Source organism: Gluconobacter kondonii (assembly GCF_002723995.1).
Classification (GTDB): domain Bacteria; phylum Pseudomonadota; class Alphaproteobacteria; order Acetobacterales; family Acetobacteraceae; genus Gluconobacter; species Gluconobacter kondonii.
Map to the genome: position 1 here is coordinate 1 of NZ_BEWP01000015.1, position 16,630 is coordinate 16,630.

Below are 16,630 nucleotides of genomic sequence, written 5' to 3' on the forward strand. Positions count from 1 at the left end.
TTATAGGCTGCCATGAAGTCGTTGAGGTGTGTCCTCAACTGCTCATGACTGTCGTAATGGAAGCGTTTGACGGTTGCTTCCTTGATTGTCCGGTTCATCCGCTCGACCTGACCGTTCGTCCAGGGATGATTGGGTTTCGTCAGACGATGTTCGATCCCGTGAGCTTCGCAGATCATGTCGAAGCGCATGGGGCGAGACCAGGCCGTATTGCGGTTACGGGGCTGATCAGCGAACTGGATGCCGTTATCGGTCAGAATGGTGTGGATCCGGTAAGGGATGATGCTCAGGAGATGTTCGAGGAATTCCCAGGCGGTCTTCCGATCGGCTTTCCCGACGAGTTGTGTGACAGCGAATTTGCTTGTCCGGTCGATAGCAACGAAGAGGTGCAGCTTGCCCTCAGCAGTCTGTACTTCGGCAATATCGATGTGAAAAAAGCCTATGGGATAGCGTTTGAAGCGCTGGCGTTTGGGCTTGTCTCCTTCGATGTCCGGCAACCGGGATATCCCGTGGCGCTGAAGGCAGCGATGCAGAGCCGAGCGTGTCAGATGAGGGATGCTGGCCTGCAGGGCATAAAGACAGTCATCCAGCGGCAGTAAAGTATGCCGGCGAAACGCCACGATCATCGCTTCGTCCGTCTCGGACAGGACCGTTGAGCGCGGCTCTTTAGGACCTGTCTTCTGATCCTCAACCGTTTGACGCTTTCGCCATTTTGCAACTGTTTTCGGATTGATCCCGAACTCCTTGCTCAGCGTCGCGAGCGAAGCCTGCGATCGCTGTATTGCTGCTCGCACGGCGTGCGTGGTCGTGGCGCTGCCATGACGTATCTGTCCCATAAGGCTTCCTTCCACTCGCGTGAAATTAATACCCCATCAAAACACGGGACTAAACACCTAGGGACGAAATGGTGAGGCGACGGGGAAGGCGGGATCGGGGGTGGAGGGCCGGCAGGCATAAGTGTTCTTTATGGCGGGTTATACAAAGATAATATTTGATTTGAGAAACGTTTGAAAAGAATGATGATCCCATCAGAAGTGGAGAAGTATCTGTGATGCAGTCTAAAAACAGAACGCTGAATTTTTCCGAAATATTCGCAGCGTCGTGTCGCATACGCGATCATGTGGTCCGGACGCCTCTTCTTGAAAGTCCAGTGCTGAACGAAAGGCTGGGGGGGCGTATTCTGATTAAACCGGAAATGCTTCAGAAAACGGGCTCGTTCAAGTTTCGCGGGGCCTGTAACCGTATTCTGCAACTCACGCCGGGCGAACGGCGCGGCGGTGTGGTGGCGTGGTCTTCGGGAAATCATGCCCTGGCGATTTCGGCGGTCTGTGCGCTGCTGGATATTCCGGCTCATATCATCATGCCCGAGAGTGCCCCGCAGATGAAAATCGAGGGTGCGCGCCGTTATGGCGCCAAGGTCAGGCTCTATGACCGCGCGACGGAAAACCGCGAGGAAATCGGTGCGCAGATTGCGGACTCCGAGGGCGCCGTCATTGTTCCGCCCTATGATGATTTCAACGTCATGGCGGGTCAGGGCACGGTGGGCCTTGAGATCATGGAGCAGTGCCGGGATCTGGGTGTCATGCCCGACAATGTGCTTTCCAGTGCGAGTGGTGGTGGACTGGTGGCGGGGATTGCGACGGCTGTCCGCACCTGTCGTCCGGAAACGTTCATCTATTCCGTGGAGCCCGCAGGGTTTGACGATCTGGCCAGATCTCTGGCGTCCGGGCATCGGGTCGAGAACGCGGCTGGCATGAACACGCTGTGTGATTCGCTGATGGTGCCTACGCCGGGCGCACTGACCTTTCCGACCAATCATGCACTGCTGGCGGATGGTCTGGTTGTGAATGATGCCGAAATTCGGATCGGCATGGCCAACTGTTTCGAGCATTTCAAACTTGTGGCCGAGCCCGGCGGAGCCGCACCGCTTGCGGCCATCCTCTCGGGCAAGCTCGATGTCCGGGGGAAGGTGACGGTGGCCGTGTTGAGTGGTGGGAATGTCGATCCGTCTGTCTATTCTTCAATATTGTAAAGAAAAGGCGTATTCAGGATGTTGAAGAGTGGAACAGCACTGTATGAACGTCTGTCCGCAACTATTGATGACTTCATGGTGCTGGATTATACGGGTGTTGGCAGTATCGGCATGATTTACGCTGCGCTCCAGAAGCGTCAACCGGGTAGCATGTGCATGGCTGCCGCCGAAATGATCGTCGGGCAGGTGGCGGAGCGTCCGGGGCCTGTTCTGATCGCCACGGGTTTTCCCGAAGGCGGCGGCGTTCCGGAGACGGATGGGCCGGTGGGCGCTGCGTTTATTGCGCGTTCGATCTTTCTGGGCCTGTCGCGCGAGACGGTCATTGTCGTGGACGAGGACTGGCGGGAGATGATGTTCGCGACCTGTCGCGGCGCGGGTCTTGCACCGTTCGATCTGCCCGCAGACGGGAAGATCGTGCCGGTTCCCTATCTGCGGCCGGTGTATGTTGCGACTGTGCCCAAGAATGACGCCGGAAGCCGCAAAGCGTGCGATGCGCTGCTCGATCAGGTTCAGCCGAGCCTCTTGATTGCGATCGAACGGCCTGGCGTCAATGACAGGGGATTGTATCATGGTCTGGGTGGCCGTCCGCTGGATGGAATGGTTGCGGATCTGGACTATTTGTTCGCACAGGCACGGGTGCGGGGGCTGCGTTCCATCGGGATCGGGGATGGCGGCAATGAACTCGGCATGGGTATGATCGCTGCGGAACTGAAACAGAAGATCGCCAAGGCCCGTGATTGCGGCATTGAAGGGCGGGGTGGTGTGGCGGCTGAGACGGCGACGGACCATCTGATCGTCGCGAATGTCTCGAACTGGGGGGCGACCGGTCTTGTGGCGGCTCTGGCCTGCCTGGTGGAAAATCAGGCTGTTTTTCACGAGCCGGAGCTGGAAGTCCGCTGTATTGAAGCCTGTGTGGCGAGTGGCGGTGTGGACGGGATGTTCATGGGGCCGGAGCCTGCGACGGACGGAATTGCTGCGGAGGAATGGCGCGGTCTGATTCAGGTATTCCGTAAAACGCTGCAACGTCATCTCGGGATGGTCACCAACTGGCAGGGCCAGTCCGGGGACTGGAGGCAGATCCGTGCGTGAGGCGGTATCTGTTCTTCCGTGTGGCGTGATTCTGCCGCCCGTCAGTGTTCCACGGGGCAATTATACGCCGATCCTGTCCTGTGACGGTTTTCTGTTCGTCGCGGGACAGGGGCCACGCTGGGGAGATGATCTTCGCTACAAAGGGGTCGTGGGTAAGGATTTTTCCGTCGAGGAGGGGCAGCAGGCGGCGCGGCTGTGTGGGCTCAACATTCTGGCGCATGTCTGGCATTTCCTGGAGGGAGATTTGTCTCGGATCAGGCGGCTCGTCCGGGTGGCGGGGGTGGTGCGGTGCTCGGAAGACTTCGAACAGCAGGCCAAAGTCCTGAACGGTGCTTCCGATCTGTTCGGGGAGGTTCTGGGGGACGCAGGATGCCATGTGCGGATCGCGACCGGGACGTCCTCGCTGCCATCCGGGATGGCGGTCGAGGTGGAAGCCATGTTCAAAATCGACTGATTCCTGTTTGGGGGGCGGCTGTGATCGTCCCCCAGAGGGTATAAAAGAAATTTATTGACGCAGATAACAAGATAAACGTTCCAATAACGTATCAAGTTTTCGTATTATCAACTGGAAATGAAAGCGAAAAAACTGACCGGGCGGAACGAACACTGCCGGAGGGAAGGTAATCGCGTCTCATATGAAGAAATTCCGGCGGAAAGCTGCCTTTTGATCCCCAGATCCCAGGAGTGCGTGAAAATGTTCGCCTTGAAATACCTCTCCCGCTCTCTCTCCCTGAGCACGGCGTGTCTTCTGACGACATCGCTGTGTCATGCTGCACTGGCGCAGGGAACATTACAGGGTAGGGATGTGACTTCGTCGTCCGGGAAAAAGACCGTCCATGTTGCTCATCCTGTTGACGCCTCTTCTCGTTCCGTTAAAAAAACGGATCGCAGGAAGGTGACTCAGGTCAGTGCGAAGGACACGGAAAGCATTGCCGTTCGCGGGACACAGGTTCCGGGAGAAAGTGTTTTCTCGCCTTCCACGCGGGAGCACAGTACGGCACAGGTTTTCCGGTATTCCTCGCAGCAGCTCAAGGAGACCGGTCAGACCAACATCCTCGCCGCGCTGTCTCAGCTATCCGCTGCCGTGACGTCGTCTCCTTTTGGCGGCATGGGCAGCAACGGCTTCAACAAGACGATGCAGTTGCGAAATCTTGGCGCGGATCAGACGCTGATGCTGGTCAACGGCAAGCGCCGGCATGTGGATGCCAATTTCAATTATTATCAGGCCGGTCCGAACTACGGGACGGACCCGGCGGATCTGTCCCTGATTCCGGTCAGCGCCATTGACCATGTCGAGATCATCACTGAAGGCGCGAGTGCGCTTTACGGTCAGGATGCCGAGGCTGGTGCGGTCAATATTGTTCTGAAGAAAGACAACAAGGGCGGCTCGATCAATCTCCAGAACAGCGGTTTTTATGCGGGAGATGGGCAGTCCTTTGATGGCAATGCCGATTACGGCTTCGCTCTGGGGCATCGTGGCGGTTATCTGAACGTGGCGGCGCAGATCAACAACCAGCTTTCCACCAACCGGTCGGGCGAGTATCCGGGTAATCTCTATTTCGAGGGTGATCCGCGTAACGACACCGCCAGCAAGGATGTGCAGCGTCTGGCGGGCAATATCCGGATGCTGCTTGAAACGGCCAGCGTCAACATGGCCTATCCGGTGACGGATAACTGGGAAGTCTACAATACCTCGACTTTTGCCCATAAGGACATCATTGCGCCTGAGACGTATCGTGCGCCGTCCAACGATAACGTTGTGCGCGCGCTCCATCCGAATGGTATGGAGCCGATGTGGCATGCCGAGGAATGGGATTTTCAGGTCAATAATGGCATCCGTGCACACAGTTTTCTGGGGATGCAGTGGGATTTCTTTGTTAATTACGGCCGCAATCAGCAGATTAACCATATTGTTGATACAGACAATCCCACGATGGGACTGGACAGCCCGACGAGTTTTTATACGGGACAGTTTGTCTCTACCGAGCTGGATGCCGGGTTCAACAGCACGAAGATCATCAAGACGTCCTTTCTGCCACGTCCGGTCAATCTGAGTTATGGTTTCGATTATCGTTTCGATACCTATCAGGTTGGCAAGGGTGATGAAGCGTCTGTGGAGAATGGCGGGGTTCCCATTCTCGATGGGCCGAATGCCGGGAAAATGGCGTCTGCGGGTGCGGTGGACAAATTCGGAATTCCGGCGGCGGCTGGCAGCATTCTGAACCGTGGTATTTTCGACGGGCACATCAATCTGGATTTCTACGTCACGCCCAAATGGGAATGGACGCTCGGTGGCCATGCGGTTAGCTATGATGATCTTGGCGTTCATCCCACGGGTTCAGTCGGAACGCGCTATAATGTGACCAAGAACCTTGCGTTCCGGGGGAACGTCAACACGGGATACCGGGCGCCGACGCTTGCGGAGGAAGGGTTCTTTGCCGAAACGACATTCCCGACATACCGGACGGCGCAGCTGCCGGTGAATTCGAACTGGGCCAAGGTTCTGGGCGCAACGAAGCTGCGGGGTGAGCAGTCCCGGAGCTATAGCATCGGTGTGGATGCCACGCTGCTGCCGAACTGGACGCTGACGGCTAATCTCTATCGGATTTCCATCAACGACCGTCTGTATAACAGCACCCAGTTCGGCGGGACCGAAGTGGAAAGTCTGCTCTCTGCGGCTGGGCTGCCCAACGTGCTGTATGCGGCCTATTACGGTAATCCGGTCAATACGGTTACGAACGGCGGGGACGTCACGACGGCCTATCATCTGAAGACGGGACATCTTGGTGATTTCGACTTCCGCTTCTCCCTCAATATCGCGGACAGTGAAATTTCGCACCATAACGCGACCCCTGCGACTCTTCAGCAGCTTGGGCTGTCGTCCTTCAACCGGACGAATGCGGAATATCTGCTGCATTCTTCGCCCAAGAATATTGAGAACCTGACGGTTGTCTGGCACCGCGGACCGTTCTCGGCGCGTGTGCAGGAACAGCGTTTCGGGTCTTACACATGGGTCGCGGCACCGTCCCTGACGCAGGCCCAGTGGACCTATGCCAAGCCGTCCTACATCACCAATCTTGAACTGGGATATGACATCACCAAACGCTGGCATATCGCGGGGGGCGCTTTCAACCTCGGAAATCATTATCCGGGCAAGGCGAACGCGGCCTCGCGCGCGGCACTGCAGAATGCGTTTATTTATCCCAACAACTCGCCTTATGGTTTCAGTGGCGGCATGTATTACGTCAAGACGGCCTTTCAGTTCTAAGGGGCTGTTCCAGAACCATTGTCCCTCCAGTTCTGCAATATCCTGCCCTCTGGGGCAGGATATTTTTTTGTCGGTATGGTTGGTGGCGGGTATCCTGTTCCGGTATCGTAAAAAGATCGGCGTCATTGTCGGAGCATAGGAAAGGACAGAGACGTTCATGATGGATTTCAAGTCTCTTGAGACGGTTTTATGGATCGAGCGGCTCGGGAGTTTCCGGGCGGCTGCCGATGCGTTGCGGATGACGCAGCCAGCGGTGTCCGTCCGGATTTCGCATCTTGAGGCGCTTCTGGGGGCCAGTATTTTTCATCGGGCACCCAAATCCATCACGCTCACGCCGGTCGGAATGACGGTGGTGCAGTATGCCCGTCAGATCCTCGATCTGCGTGATGAGATGATCCAGACGGTCAAGGGGCATCAAGACGCAACCGGAATCCTACGTATCGGAGCGATCGAAACCATTTCCCAGACCTGGATTTCGGACCTCCTCATTGAGATCCGCCACAAATATCCAAATCTGACAGTGGATCTGGAGATTTCGGTTTCGGATGAAATCTCCCGGAAAATCACCAAGGGGATGCTGGATGTGGGTTTCTTTCTGGGGCCAGTCAATTCACCGCGTCTGATCGAAAGCGAGCTGTGCAACTACGAGACTGCGATGGTTGGCAGGGAGCATTTCGCGCTACCCAGCAATGGCAAGCTGGATCTGGGGCAGGCGCCGTCGATTTCCATCATGACCTTGTCGCGCAACACCATTCCCCATTCGGCGATCCGCAATTTTCTGGCGCGGGAGGGGATCGTCCATCACCGGGTGGACACCATGAGTTCCCTGCCGTCCATTCTGGCGCTCACGCTGGGGGGAGAAGGGCTGGCCCTGCTGCCCTACGCGGTCATGCGGGATTATCTGGCCAGCGGGAAGCTCCGGGTGTTTGAGACCGGCATGAAGCTTCCTTTGCTGCGCTGTGTGTCAGGGCGGTTGATCAGTCATGGTTCGGCGATTGTCGAGGACGTCATCTCCATTGCCGAACGTGTGTCGGCCAATGTGACCTGAGGGTCAGGCTGTCCGCCGGGCGGGTGTAGAGAGTGTGTAGACCGTCGTTATAGCGCCCAGAGTGGCACAGGCTGCGACCAGAAAGAGCCCGGAGAGCGGGGAGTGCAGATGCTCGCGCATCCAGCCGATGCCGTAAGGGCCGACAAGGCCGCCGATCGCGCCAAGGCTGTTGATCCATGCAAGCCCTGTCGCCAGTGTGCGTTTTTCGAGCACATGGGGCGTTACGGTGAAGATCATGGCTGTGACGCAAAGGGCTGCTGCGAGTGCGATGGTCAGGAAAACCAGTGCGATTGCGCCGTGGGACTGCAACAGGAAAGTCAGGACCAGACAGAGCGCGACCGTGAGGAACGGGCCGGCCAGATGCCAGCAGCGTTCGTTATGTCTGTCGGAACTGCGGGCGTTGAGCACCATGGCCAGGGCTGCGACGGCGAAGGGAATGGCCGCATAGAAGCCGAGCTGTCCGGGAGCGGGAGCGATAACCTGCTCGATGAAGGTCGGGACCCAGAAGACGATCCCGTAATTGCAGACGGCCTGACAGAAACAAATGACGACGAGGAGCAGGACTTCAGGCTGTTTCAGCGCGGCGAATACGGATGTCGTGTCGTGTGTGGATGTGTTCTGGGGCGGAAGGCGGGTCAGGATGGCCTGTTTCGTGGGGGCATCCAGCCATGAGGCGGAGGCAGGTCCGTCGTCGAGGCGCTTCAGAACGGTCAATCCGAGCAGCAGGGGCGGGATTGCCTCGATCAGGATCATCCATTTCCATGCGGGTACTGACAGGACCTGATCGAAGGCGCCCAGAAGATAGGTGGAAACCGGGCCACCGATGGCGCCAGAGAGCGGTATGGCGATCAGGAAACCCGTGGTGACGCGGGCGCGGATCGAGTCCGGGAACCAGAGAGCCAGATAGTACAGAACGGCCGGATAAAAGCCTGCCTCCGCGGCGCCGAGCAGGACACGCAGGGCGCAGAATTCCCACGCAGTACTGATGATGACGAACAGGAAGGAAATCAGGCTCCATGCGATCATGATTGCGGCGATCGCCCGGCGGGGGCCGAATTTTTCGAGCAGGAGCGCGGAGGGGACCTGAAAGACGATGTAGCCTACGAAGAACAGCCCGGCGCCCAGCCCGAAGGTTGCATCCGAGAAGTGGAGGTCCTGTTCCATCGCCGCACGGGCGAAGCTGAGATTGATGCGATCCAGATAGGAAAACATGTAGCAGACGACCAGCAGCGGGATGATGCGCCGGACGGCCACCCGGAAGAGCGTGTGATCAGAGGGCACGGAATCATCCTGAGCGTGTGGAGGCATAATGCTGGTTTATATTATTTTCCCGGAATGTTCCGAGACAAGATTTTCATAATCGGGAATGGGAATATCCGTCACGAGCATGGCGCCGGGCGCATGTGTGATGGCAAAGGGAACGCGGCTTGCGGCCAGAACGGCCTGTGGCGTCACCCCGCAGGCCCAGAAGGCGGGAAGTTCATGGGGACGGATTTCGGTGCGGGCGCCGTAATCGGGTTTTTCGATGTCGATGATGCCGATTTCTTCGGGAAAGCCGATCTGGACTGGCCCGCCATGAGCCAGAGGGATGCGGGAACTGATTTCCGTGGCCTTGATCAGGTCTGGCGAGCGGAAAGGACGCATCGAGACGACGACTGGGCCGGAAAATGGTCCGACGGGTGTGCAGGCAATATTCGTGCGGTACATGGACACGCCCAGACCCGTTTGGAAATGCCGCATGGGGACGTTGCAGGCCATGAAGGCGTTTTCGAAGGAAAAGGAACATCCCAGCGCAAAAACGACGAAATCGTCCTGCCAGAACGACAGAATATCCGTCACTTCGTCCGTTAAAACGCCATCCCGCCAGACGCGGTAAAGCGGCAGGTCGGTCCGGATGTCGAGGTTATGTCCCAGCGCCGGGGCATCATATTCGCCGGGTTGGGACATGCCGACAAGGGGGCAGGGCTTGGGGTTCAGGCGACAGAATTCCGCGAAGTCTTCGGCATATGCTTTGGGAAGAATGACCAGATTGGCCTGGATGAAACCTGCGGCCATGCCTGCGGTGACGGTTCCGGCGGTGTTGGACCGGCACATCGCCCGCACGTCTTCGGGCGATGTGTGGAAAAGGGGTGGGATCGGCAAAGCGGATTCAGACATCGTTTGCGTCCTTGTTCGCGGCAGACAGGCCGGGCGATGACAGTGATAGTTCCGGAAGGCTAACAGTCGTTGCGTTCGGGATTCAAATCATCAAAATAAATGTTGAGGTATAAATATCTGTTATGGGCCTTTTTTGTGCTTAAATCTTTTGACGGCATTGCATTGGAATGTTCAGAATGAACGCTCCGGAATAAAAATCCGACGATTTTGGATATTATATGCATCATGAAACGAACCGCTTCTCAGGCGCCCGGCAGGCTGCATCTTTCGTGAGCGGATGTTCTGGCGCATGACGACGTCGCCTGTGCGTCTTGCTCTGGGGAGCGCGATCGGGACCACGTTCGAGTGGTATGATTTCATGGTTTACAACACGCTTGCGGCGCTCGTGTTCAACCATGTCTTTTTCCCTGAGGCGCTGCCGTGGATGGGAACCCTTCTGGCGTTCTCGACCTATGCCGTGGGATATGTGTCGCGACCTTTGGGCAGTGTGATTTTCGGCTGGCTCGGGGACCGGACCGGGCGCAGGCATGTCCTCATGCTGACGCTGGCGCTTATGGGGCTGACGACGGGCCTGATTGCGCTGCTGCCCGGTTATGCGCGGCTTGGGGCGATTAGTCCGGTTCTGCTTGTTCTGCTGCGGTTTTTGCAGGGGATCGCATTAGGCGGAGAGTGGGCCGGTGCGCTCCTTCTGACGGCAGAACAGAATTCGGAAACGGCGATGGGCATGGGGGCGACATGGTCCCAGCTTGGACCGGGGCTTGGAACGGTTCTGTCCGCAGGGGTGATCTGGGGCGTGACGCGCTCTATGGATGCCGCGTCCTTTCAGGTCTGGGGATGGCGTCTGCCGCTGTTTCTGAGCCTGCTGCTTCTGGCGGCGGGATGGGTGGTCAGGTCTTCCCTGTCCGAACCGCCACAGTTTGCCGAACGTAAAGCGCGGGGTGAGGTTCTGGCCAACCCGGTGGGCGCGGTCCTGCGTCATCATGGGCACTCCCTGCTGATCGCTGCGAGTACCCGGATCGGGCCGGATGTTCTGTATGCGCTGCTGACGGTTTTCAGCCTGAGCTATGTGACCCAGACGGGGGAGCATACGCGGTCTGCGGCGCTGATGGCCGTGTTTGCAGGATCGGCCTGGGGGGTGATCGTTACGCTGCTGGCGGGACGGTTCAGCAACCGTTGGGGGGCGAAACGGATTTTCCTTGTGGGGACGGTTTGCGCCCTGCCTGCCGCGTTTGTGTTTTTCTGGTGTGCGGCTTCCCATCAGGCGCTCCTTCTGGGCTTCGGAATCTGTCTTGGGCTTTCGGTTCACGCCATCATGTATGCGGTTCAGGGCGCGCTCATCAGCCAGCAGTTTCCGGTTGAAGTTCGCTATTCAGGCTCTTCGATCGCTTATACCTGCGGCAGTCTTGCGGGGGGTGGGGCTTTTGCGCCGCTTCTCATGGTGACGCTGTTCCGGGCGACGCATCTCGAACTGTCCATTTCTCTTTATGTGGTCGTGGCACTTCTCGTTTCTGGCGCGGGCGCGATGCTGGCCCGCGGGACGCACTGAGTGTGGCTGACTGATTCCAACAGGAACGCTGAAATATGGAAATTTTCTATCCCGATCTGACTGCGGTCAGGGAGGTCATTGTGGCTGGATGGGCCGGGCGGGATGCGGCGGGTGTGCAGCATCATATCGACGAGCTGGCGGCTCTTGGTGTGGCGCCTCCTTCGGATGTACCGCTGTTTTACCGGGTCGGGCATGAAACCCTGAGCACGGCGCCTGTGATTGATGTGCTGGGCAGCCAGACTTCGGGCGAGGTCGAGCCGGTTCTGTTGCGTACACAGAGCGATCTGCTGGTGGGGGTGGGGTCCGACCATACGGATCGTGAAAGCGAAGCCTATAGCGTGGCGTTGTCCAAGCAGCTCTGTCCCAAGGTCAGCGGTCGGGCGTTCTGGCGGTTTGCGGATGTAGAGGATCGGTGGGACGAGATGGTACTGCGGTCCTTTACGGCTGAAAGAACGCCCTATCAGGAAGGTCTGGCGGCATCCCTGCTCAATCCGCTGGATCTGGTGGCGCGCTGGGAGCAGCGGGAGGGCCGGGTCTTCGGGCCGGGGAGCCTGATGTTCTGTGGAACCGTTCCTACGCTCAATGGGATTGTCCGGACCGAGAGTCTTACCGTCGAGCTGTCTGATCCGCGGACCGGGAGTGTGCTGTCGCACCATTACGCCATCCGGGAGCTTCCCGTGGTTGCGTGAAGGGGCTTTGGGGCATGGACAAGTGGGAGCGGTATGCCATCATTCCGCTCCTTGCGCTTCTTTACTGTGGAAAACCAGCACCATGAGTCTGTGTTTCATTACACAACAGATCCATCCCGATGCCGTAACCTGTCTGAACGAGGCCGGAATCACGACCCGTTATGCTACGGAACCTTCGATGGAGGCGGTGATTCGCGAAATCGGCGACGCGGATGCGGTGATTACGCGCGATCTGGGACTAAGCGAAGAGGCGCTGCGGGCCGCGCCGAAGCTGAAAATCATTTCCTGTCACGGTTCAGGAACGAACCGGATCGCCAAGGCCGCTGCGGCGGAGCGGGGCGTTCTGGTGACGAATGCGCCCAATACCAACAGTCGGTCCGTGGCGGAAATGACGATCGGGCTTCTGCTGGCGGTCATGCGGCGTCTGTGCGAGGCGGATCGCGCCGTGCGGGAGGGGAACTGGGCGTTTCGTTATACGAATAACGGCACCGAACTGTACGGACGGACGATCGGGCTTGTCGGGTTCGGCGCCATTGCCCGGCATGTCGCGCAGATTGCGGGGCAGGGGTTGGGAATGCGCGTTGTGGCATGGTCTCCGAGCGTTCCGGCGGAGGTGTTCGAGGCCGCGGGCGTGGAGCGGGCGCAGAGCCTTGAACACCTTCTGGTCGTCTCGGATGTGCTGTCGCTGCATCGTCCGGCGCAGGGGAGCGGTCAGCCCATGATTGACGCTCATGCGCTGTCCCGCCTGAAGAAAGGCGCGGTTCTGATTAATACCAGCCGGGGCGGGGAGGTGGATGGTCCTGCGCTGGCGAAGGCTCTGGAGACGGGGCATGTCGGTGGGGCGGGGCTGGACGTGATGTCGCCCGAGCCTCCGCTGGTGGATGATCCGTTGTTGCGGGCGCCGAATGTGGTTCTGGCGCCGCATATCGGTGCGACGACGGAACAGGCGCTACGCCGTATGGCGATGCTGTGTGCGTCGCAGGTTCAGGACGCGCTTGCGGGGCGTGTGCCGCCGCATTGTCTTTGAACAGTTGAGTTCCGCGCCTTTCCGTTTCGGGAAGGGCGCGGGAGACAATCAGGGGGCGCCGAGGCCGCCACCGCCCGGTGTCATGAGGACGAGCACATCGTCCGCTTCCAGAACCTGAAGACCCTTGCCCGCGAGCTTGCGGCCAGAAGCGGTTTCGACCCGGCCTGCCGCGCCGTCCTGTCCGCCCTGCGCGCCACGGGCCGGATGATCGACGCGGTCGAACGCTGCCAGAAGCTCGAAGGGCTGTTTCTGGGTGGTGCCGATTTTCATGATCTGCCCGTCCCCACCCTTTGTCTGGCCAAGGCCGCCGCTGTTTTCGCGCAGTTCCTTTTCCCAGAAAATGAGTGGACACTGGATTTCCGCGATTTCAATCGGGGTGCCGTGTACGCCGGACGGAAAGGCCGTGGCGGACAGGCCGTTCAGGCCCGGACGGGCCCCGGTGCCGCCATTGGTCGTGATGGCGAGCGCGTAGGTCTGGGGCGTGGTTGCTCCCTTGGGGAACCACTGTCCGCGCACGGCGATGTTCCACAGACAGGATGTGCCTTCCGCCGGAACACGGTCGGGCAGGGGCGTGCGGAGGCATCCGAACACCATGTCCGGCAGCATCTGCCCGATGACGTGTCGGGAGGAGACGGGGGCCGGGCGTTGGGCGTTCAGGACGGAACCTTCTGGTGCCTCGACGTGATAGGGAGCCAGTGAGCCTGCGTTGTTGGGGACGTCTGGCGAGATCGCGCAGGCCAGCCCGAAGACCGTATAGGCGCGGGTATAGGCCATCGGGACGTTGATCCCGCGTCCGACAGCAGGCGGTGAGCCGTCATAGCTGACGCTGACGCGGCTTTCGCCAACCGTGAGCTTTGCCTTGAGCGTGAGTGGCGCATTGTAGCCGTCGATGGTCATTTCGTGGGACCACGTGCCCTCCGGGAGGGCTGCGATCTTGTCGAGGACGGCCTGGCGGGAGCGCTCGATGATGAAATCGGCCAGCGGTTCGAGACTGTCGAGGTGGAACTCATCCATCATGTCGCACAGGGCGCGGACGCCGACATCGTTGCAGGCCGCCAGAGAGTAGGTGTCACCTTCCGTATCCACCGGCAGACGCGTATTGGCGCGGATCATGGCCATCAACGTCTCGTTGACCTGTCCCTGATCAATCAGCTTGAGCATGGGGATCGAGAGGCCTTCCATGAAGACGTCTGTTGCTTCCGGCCCGTTGCCCAGGCCGCCGATATCCATCAGATGGCTGGTGCAGGAGAACAGCCCGACCAGACGGCCCTTGTGAAACGCCGGGGTCGTGATGACGAAATCGTTGAGATGCCCCGTTCCCATCCACGGATCGTTCGTGATGTAGGCGTCGCCTTCTTTCATGGTCGAGACGGGGAAGTGACGCAGGAAGTGGCCGACGGATTCCGCCATGGAATTGACGTGTCCCGGCGTGCCTGTAACGGCCTGTGCGATCATCCGGCCCTTCAGGTCGAAAATGCCTGCCGAGATGTCCTCGCATTCGCGGACGATGGGGCTGAAGGCCGTGCGGATCAGGACCTGTGCTTGTTCGCCGACCACGGCAATCAGGCGGTTCCACATGATCTGGAAGTCGATTTCCTTATGGGAGTGCGCGCTCATCAGACGGCGTCCTTCATGTCCAGAATGATGTTGCCGCTGCCGTCCAGATGGGCGGTGTAGCGGGAGGAAACATAGGTCGTGGTTTCTTTTTCGGCGATCAGGGCGGGGCCGGAAACGCGGCTGCCTGGTCCCATGTCCGTACGTTCGTAGACCGGGAGGGCGACATGCGTGCCGGTTGCGCCGTCGAAGAGTTTCCGGATGTCGGCTGAGACTGCATCATGCAGAGCCGGGGTGGCCTCGAAGGGCGGGTACTTTCGCGGGGTGGTTGAGACGCTGACAGACCAGTTCAGGATCTCGACGGCGGCATGGGGGATGACGCGGGCGAACTGACGGGCATATTCCGTTTCGAAGGCGTCCCGCAGGGCCGAGAGATGGTCGCTGCTGAGGACGCCGTCGGGCAGTGTGACGATGATTTCGTGCCCCTGTCCGACATACCGCATGAAGGCCGCGCGCCTTGTGTGGAGCGTTTCCGTCCGGGCGTCGTCCTGCACCATGCCGTGGGCGGCCTGCGTCATGTCGTCGAGTAGGGCCGAGACTTCTGCTGAACTGAAGCTGTCGTCCAGGCGCATGGGGAAGGAGCGGACGAGTTCAAACGAAACGGGTGCGGCGAGGAAGCCTACGGCCGAGCCGACGCCTGCGTTCGAAGGAATGACGAGACGCTGGATTCCAAGCTTTTCCGCGACGCGCGCGGCGTGAAGCGGGGCCGCGCCGCCGAACGCGATCATGGTATGGTCGCCGATAACGGCGCCACGTTCGGCGGCATGGACGCGCGCCGCACTGGCCATGTTTTCGCACACGATTTCATAGACCGCATGGGCGGACATTTCCGCTGACAGGCCCAGTGGCGTGCCGATATCGGTCAGAAGCGCTTCGGCCGAGCGAGCCGGCTGGAGCTGAATGCTGCCGCCCGCGAAGTTTTCCGGACGGATCAGGCCGAGCATGACGTCCGCGTCTGTGACGGCGGGGCGCTTGCCGCCCAGTCCGTAACAGGCGGGGCCGGGAACGGAAGACGCGCTTTCAGGGCCGACGACAACGCGCTTCATCGCATCCAGATGGGCGATGGAGCCGCCGCCCGCGCCGATTTCGACCATTTCGATCACGGGAATACGTAGGGGCAGGCCAGAGCCTTTCATGAAGCGGGCCGTGCGGTCCACTTCAAAGAAACGGGACGATGCGGGTTCGCCATCTTCGATCAGGCAGACCTTGGCGGTCGTGCCGCCCATGTCGAAGGACAGGACGCGGTTTTCGGCCAAACGCTCGGCGCATTGGGCGGCGAAGATGGCACCGCCCGCCGGGCCGGATTCCACCAGGCGGACGGGGAACTGGCGCGCCGTTTCCAGCGCGGTCAGGCCGCCACCGGAGGTGACGAGATAGAGTGCGCCTTCAAAGCCCCGAGCGTCGAGGGCTTCGCGCAGGCGGCCCAGATAGCCCGCCATTAGGGGCTGGACGTAAGCATTCGCGACGGTGGTGGATGTGCGCTCATATTCCCGGATTTCGGGGCAGACGTCGCTTGAAATGGAGATGGTGATGTCCGGCATCGCCTCCTGAAGAAGCGCCTGTACGCGCCGTTCATGGGCCGGATTGGCATAGGCATGGAGGAACGCCACCGCGATGCTCTCGACGCCAGCGTCACGAAGCTGGGGCACGAGCGCCAGAACGGCGGCTTCGTCCAGGGGAAGCTGGACGGTGCCGCGGGCGTCCATGCGTTCGGGGACGGTGAAGCGCAGGTTGCGGGGGACGAGCGGGCTGGGCTTTTGCAGCATCAGATCATACTGGTTGAAGCGGCTTTCGGTGCCGATTTCCAGAATGTCGCGGAAGCCCTGCGTTCCGATGAGGGCCGTGCGGGCGCCCCGGCGTTCGATGATGGCGTTTGTGGCAAGCGTCGTGCCATGCACGAAAACCGTCACGTCCGGAAAGCGGAGGCCGGCGTCTTCGATCACGAGGCCGATGCCGCTCATGACTCCTTCTTCGGGGGCGGCGGGCGTGGTGAGGACTTTGCGGGTCAGACGTCCCTGCGGTGTCTGGAGGACCACGTCCGTGAATGTGCCACCGATATCAGCGGCGAGACGGATTTGTGTACTGTCGACCATGCCTGTGTTTTCCGTATCGGGTTAGAGTGCAATAAGATATCGGGAAGAGATATTCGCTGACGGAGAGGAC

General features: G+C 59.6%; 13 protein-coding genes. 8 read left to right on the top strand and 5 right to left on the bottom strand.

The genetic code is table 11. The annotated features are described in order from the left end of the window. Positions 1-833, bottom strand: an 833-nt coding sequence (locus GKO01_RS12670; RefSeq protein ID WP_099287340.1) for an IS481 family transposase, incomplete at its 3' end; no start/stop codon positions are given. A gap of 215 nt (positions 834-1,048) precedes the next feature. On the opposite strand from GKO01_RS12670, the gene GKO01_RS12680 reads away from it, so the two are divergent. The 5 genes from GKO01_RS12680 to GKO01_RS12700 all read left to right on the top strand — a co-directional run bounded on the left by GKO01_RS12680 (position 1,049) and on the right by GKO01_RS12700 (position 7,434). Next, positions 1,049-2,029, top strand: coding sequence for a threonine ammonia-lyase (locus tag GKO01_RS12680; RefSeq protein WP_174694295.1), 981 nt, complete (start codon positions 1,049-1,051; stop codon positions 2,027-2,029). Between the two features lie 18 nt (positions 2,030-2,047). Then, on the top strand, positions 2,048-3,118 hold the full coding sequence (locus tag GKO01_RS12685; protein WP_099287341.1) for a glutamate cyclase domain-containing protein: 1,071 nt from the start codon (positions 2,048-2,050) through the stop codon (positions 3,116-3,118). Next, on the top strand, positions 3,111-3,572 hold the full coding sequence (locus tag GKO01_RS12690; protein ID WP_099287342.1) for a RidA family protein: 462 nt from the start codon (positions 3,111-3,113) through the stop codon (positions 3,570-3,572). Before GKO01_RS12685 ends, GKO01_RS12690 begins: the two co-directional genes overlap by 8 nt. A 240-nt stretch (positions 3,573-3,812) precedes the next feature. Then, positions 3,813-6,386 carry a TonB-dependent receptor plug domain-containing protein gene (locus tag GKO01_RS12695; RefSeq protein WP_099287375.1) on the top strand — a complete coding sequence of 858 codons (2,574 nt, stop codon included), beginning with the start codon at positions 3,813-3,815 and terminating at the stop codon, positions 6,384-6,386. A gap of 157 nt (positions 6,387-6,543) precedes the next feature. Continuing rightward, the gene (locus GKO01_RS12700) at positions 6,544-7,434 is read left to right on the top strand and encodes a LysR family transcriptional regulator (protein ID WP_228125660.1); all 891 of its coding nucleotides are present in this window, start codon (positions 6,544-6,546) and stop codon (positions 7,432-7,434) included. A gap of 3 nt (positions 7,435-7,437) precedes the next feature. On the opposite strand, the gene GKO01_RS12705 is transcribed toward GKO01_RS12700, so the two are convergent. Continuing rightward, on the bottom strand, positions 7,438-8,715 hold the full coding sequence (locus GKO01_RS12705; protein ID WP_244901464.1) for an MFS transporter: 1,278 nt from the start codon (positions 8,713-8,715) through the stop codon (positions 7,438-7,440). Between the two features lie 36 nt (positions 8,716-8,751). Then, positions 8,752-9,591, bottom strand: a complete 840-nt coding sequence (locus GKO01_RS12710; protein WP_099287344.1) for a putative hydro-lyase — start codon at positions 9,589-9,591, stop codon at positions 8,752-8,754. A gap of 289 nt (positions 9,592-9,880) precedes the next feature. Between GKO01_RS12710 and GKO01_RS12715 the strand changes: the two genes are divergently transcribed. From GKO01_RS12715 to GKO01_RS12725, 3 genes are all read left to right on the top strand, one after another. Then, positions 9,881-11,137: an MFS transporter gene (locus GKO01_RS12715; RefSeq protein WP_218017440.1), complete on the top strand. Its 1,257-nt coding sequence runs from the start codon at positions 9,881-9,883 to the stop codon at positions 11,135-11,137. 35 nt (positions 11,138-11,172) lie between these two features. Then, the gene (locus GKO01_RS12720) at positions 11,173-11,826 is read left to right on the top strand and encodes a DUF2848 domain-containing protein (protein ID WP_099287346.1); all 654 of its coding nucleotides are present in this window, start codon (positions 11,173-11,175) and stop codon (positions 11,824-11,826) included. Positions 11,827-11,908: 82 nt separating this feature from the next. Next, on the top strand, positions 11,909-12,853 hold the full coding sequence (locus GKO01_RS12725; protein WP_099287347.1) for a hydroxyacid dehydrogenase: 945 nt from the start codon (positions 11,909-11,911) through the stop codon (positions 12,851-12,853). A 48-nt stretch (positions 12,854-12,901) separates the two neighbouring features. On the opposite strand, the gene GKO01_RS12730 is transcribed toward GKO01_RS12725, so the two are convergent. Then, positions 12,902-14,470, bottom strand: coding sequence for a hydantoinase B/oxoprolinase family protein (locus GKO01_RS12730; protein ID WP_099287348.1), 1,569 nt, complete (start codon positions 14,468-14,470; stop codon positions 12,902-12,904). After that, on the bottom strand, positions 14,470-16,560 hold the full coding sequence (locus GKO01_RS12735) for a hydantoinase/oxoprolinase family protein (RefSeq protein ID WP_099287349.1): 2,091 nt from the start codon (positions 16,558-16,560) through the stop codon (positions 14,470-14,472). The genes GKO01_RS12730 and GKO01_RS12735 overlap by 1 nt, the downstream gene beginning before the upstream one ends. Positions 16,561-16,630 lie beyond the last annotated feature (70 nt).

Bases quoted from the DNA above. Each gene is read 5' to 3' on its own strand.
- GKO01_RS12680 (WP_174694295.1), top strand. From the start codon at position 1,049: ATGCAGTCTAAAAACAGAACGCTGAATTTTTCCGAAATATTCGCAGCG.
- GKO01_RS12685 (WP_099287341.1), top strand. From the start codon at position 2,048: ATGTTGAAGAGTGGAACAGCACTGTATGAACGTCTGTCCGCAACTATT.
- GKO01_RS12695 (WP_099287375.1), top strand. From the start codon at position 3,813: ATGTTCGCCTTGAAATACCTCTCCCGCTCTCTCTCCCTGAGCACGGCG.
- GKO01_RS12700 (WP_228125660.1), top strand. From the start codon at position 6,544: ATGATGGATTTCAAGTCTCTTGAGACGGTTTTATGGATCGAGCGGCTC.
- GKO01_RS12710 (WP_099287344.1), bottom strand. From the start codon at position 9,591: ATGTCTGAATCCGCTTTGCCGATCCCACCCCTTTTCCACACATCGCCC.
- GKO01_RS12715 (WP_218017440.1), top strand. From the start codon at position 9,881: ATGACGACGTCGCCTGTGCGTCTTGCTCTGGGGAGCGCGATCGGGACC.
- GKO01_RS12720 (WP_099287346.1), top strand. From the start codon at position 11,173: ATGGAAATTTTCTATCCCGATCTGACTGCGGTCAGGGAGGTCATTGTG.
- GKO01_RS12725 (WP_099287347.1), top strand. From the start codon at position 11,909: ATGAGTCTGTGTTTCATTACACAACAGATCCATCCCGATGCCGTAACC.
- GKO01_RS12730 (WP_099287348.1), bottom strand. From the start codon at position 14,470: ATGAGCGCGCACTCCCATAAGGAAATCGACTTCCAGATCATGTGGAAC.
- GKO01_RS12735 (WP_099287349.1), bottom strand. From the start codon at position 16,560: ATGGTCGACAGTACACAAATCCGTCTCGCCGCTGATATCGGTGGCACA.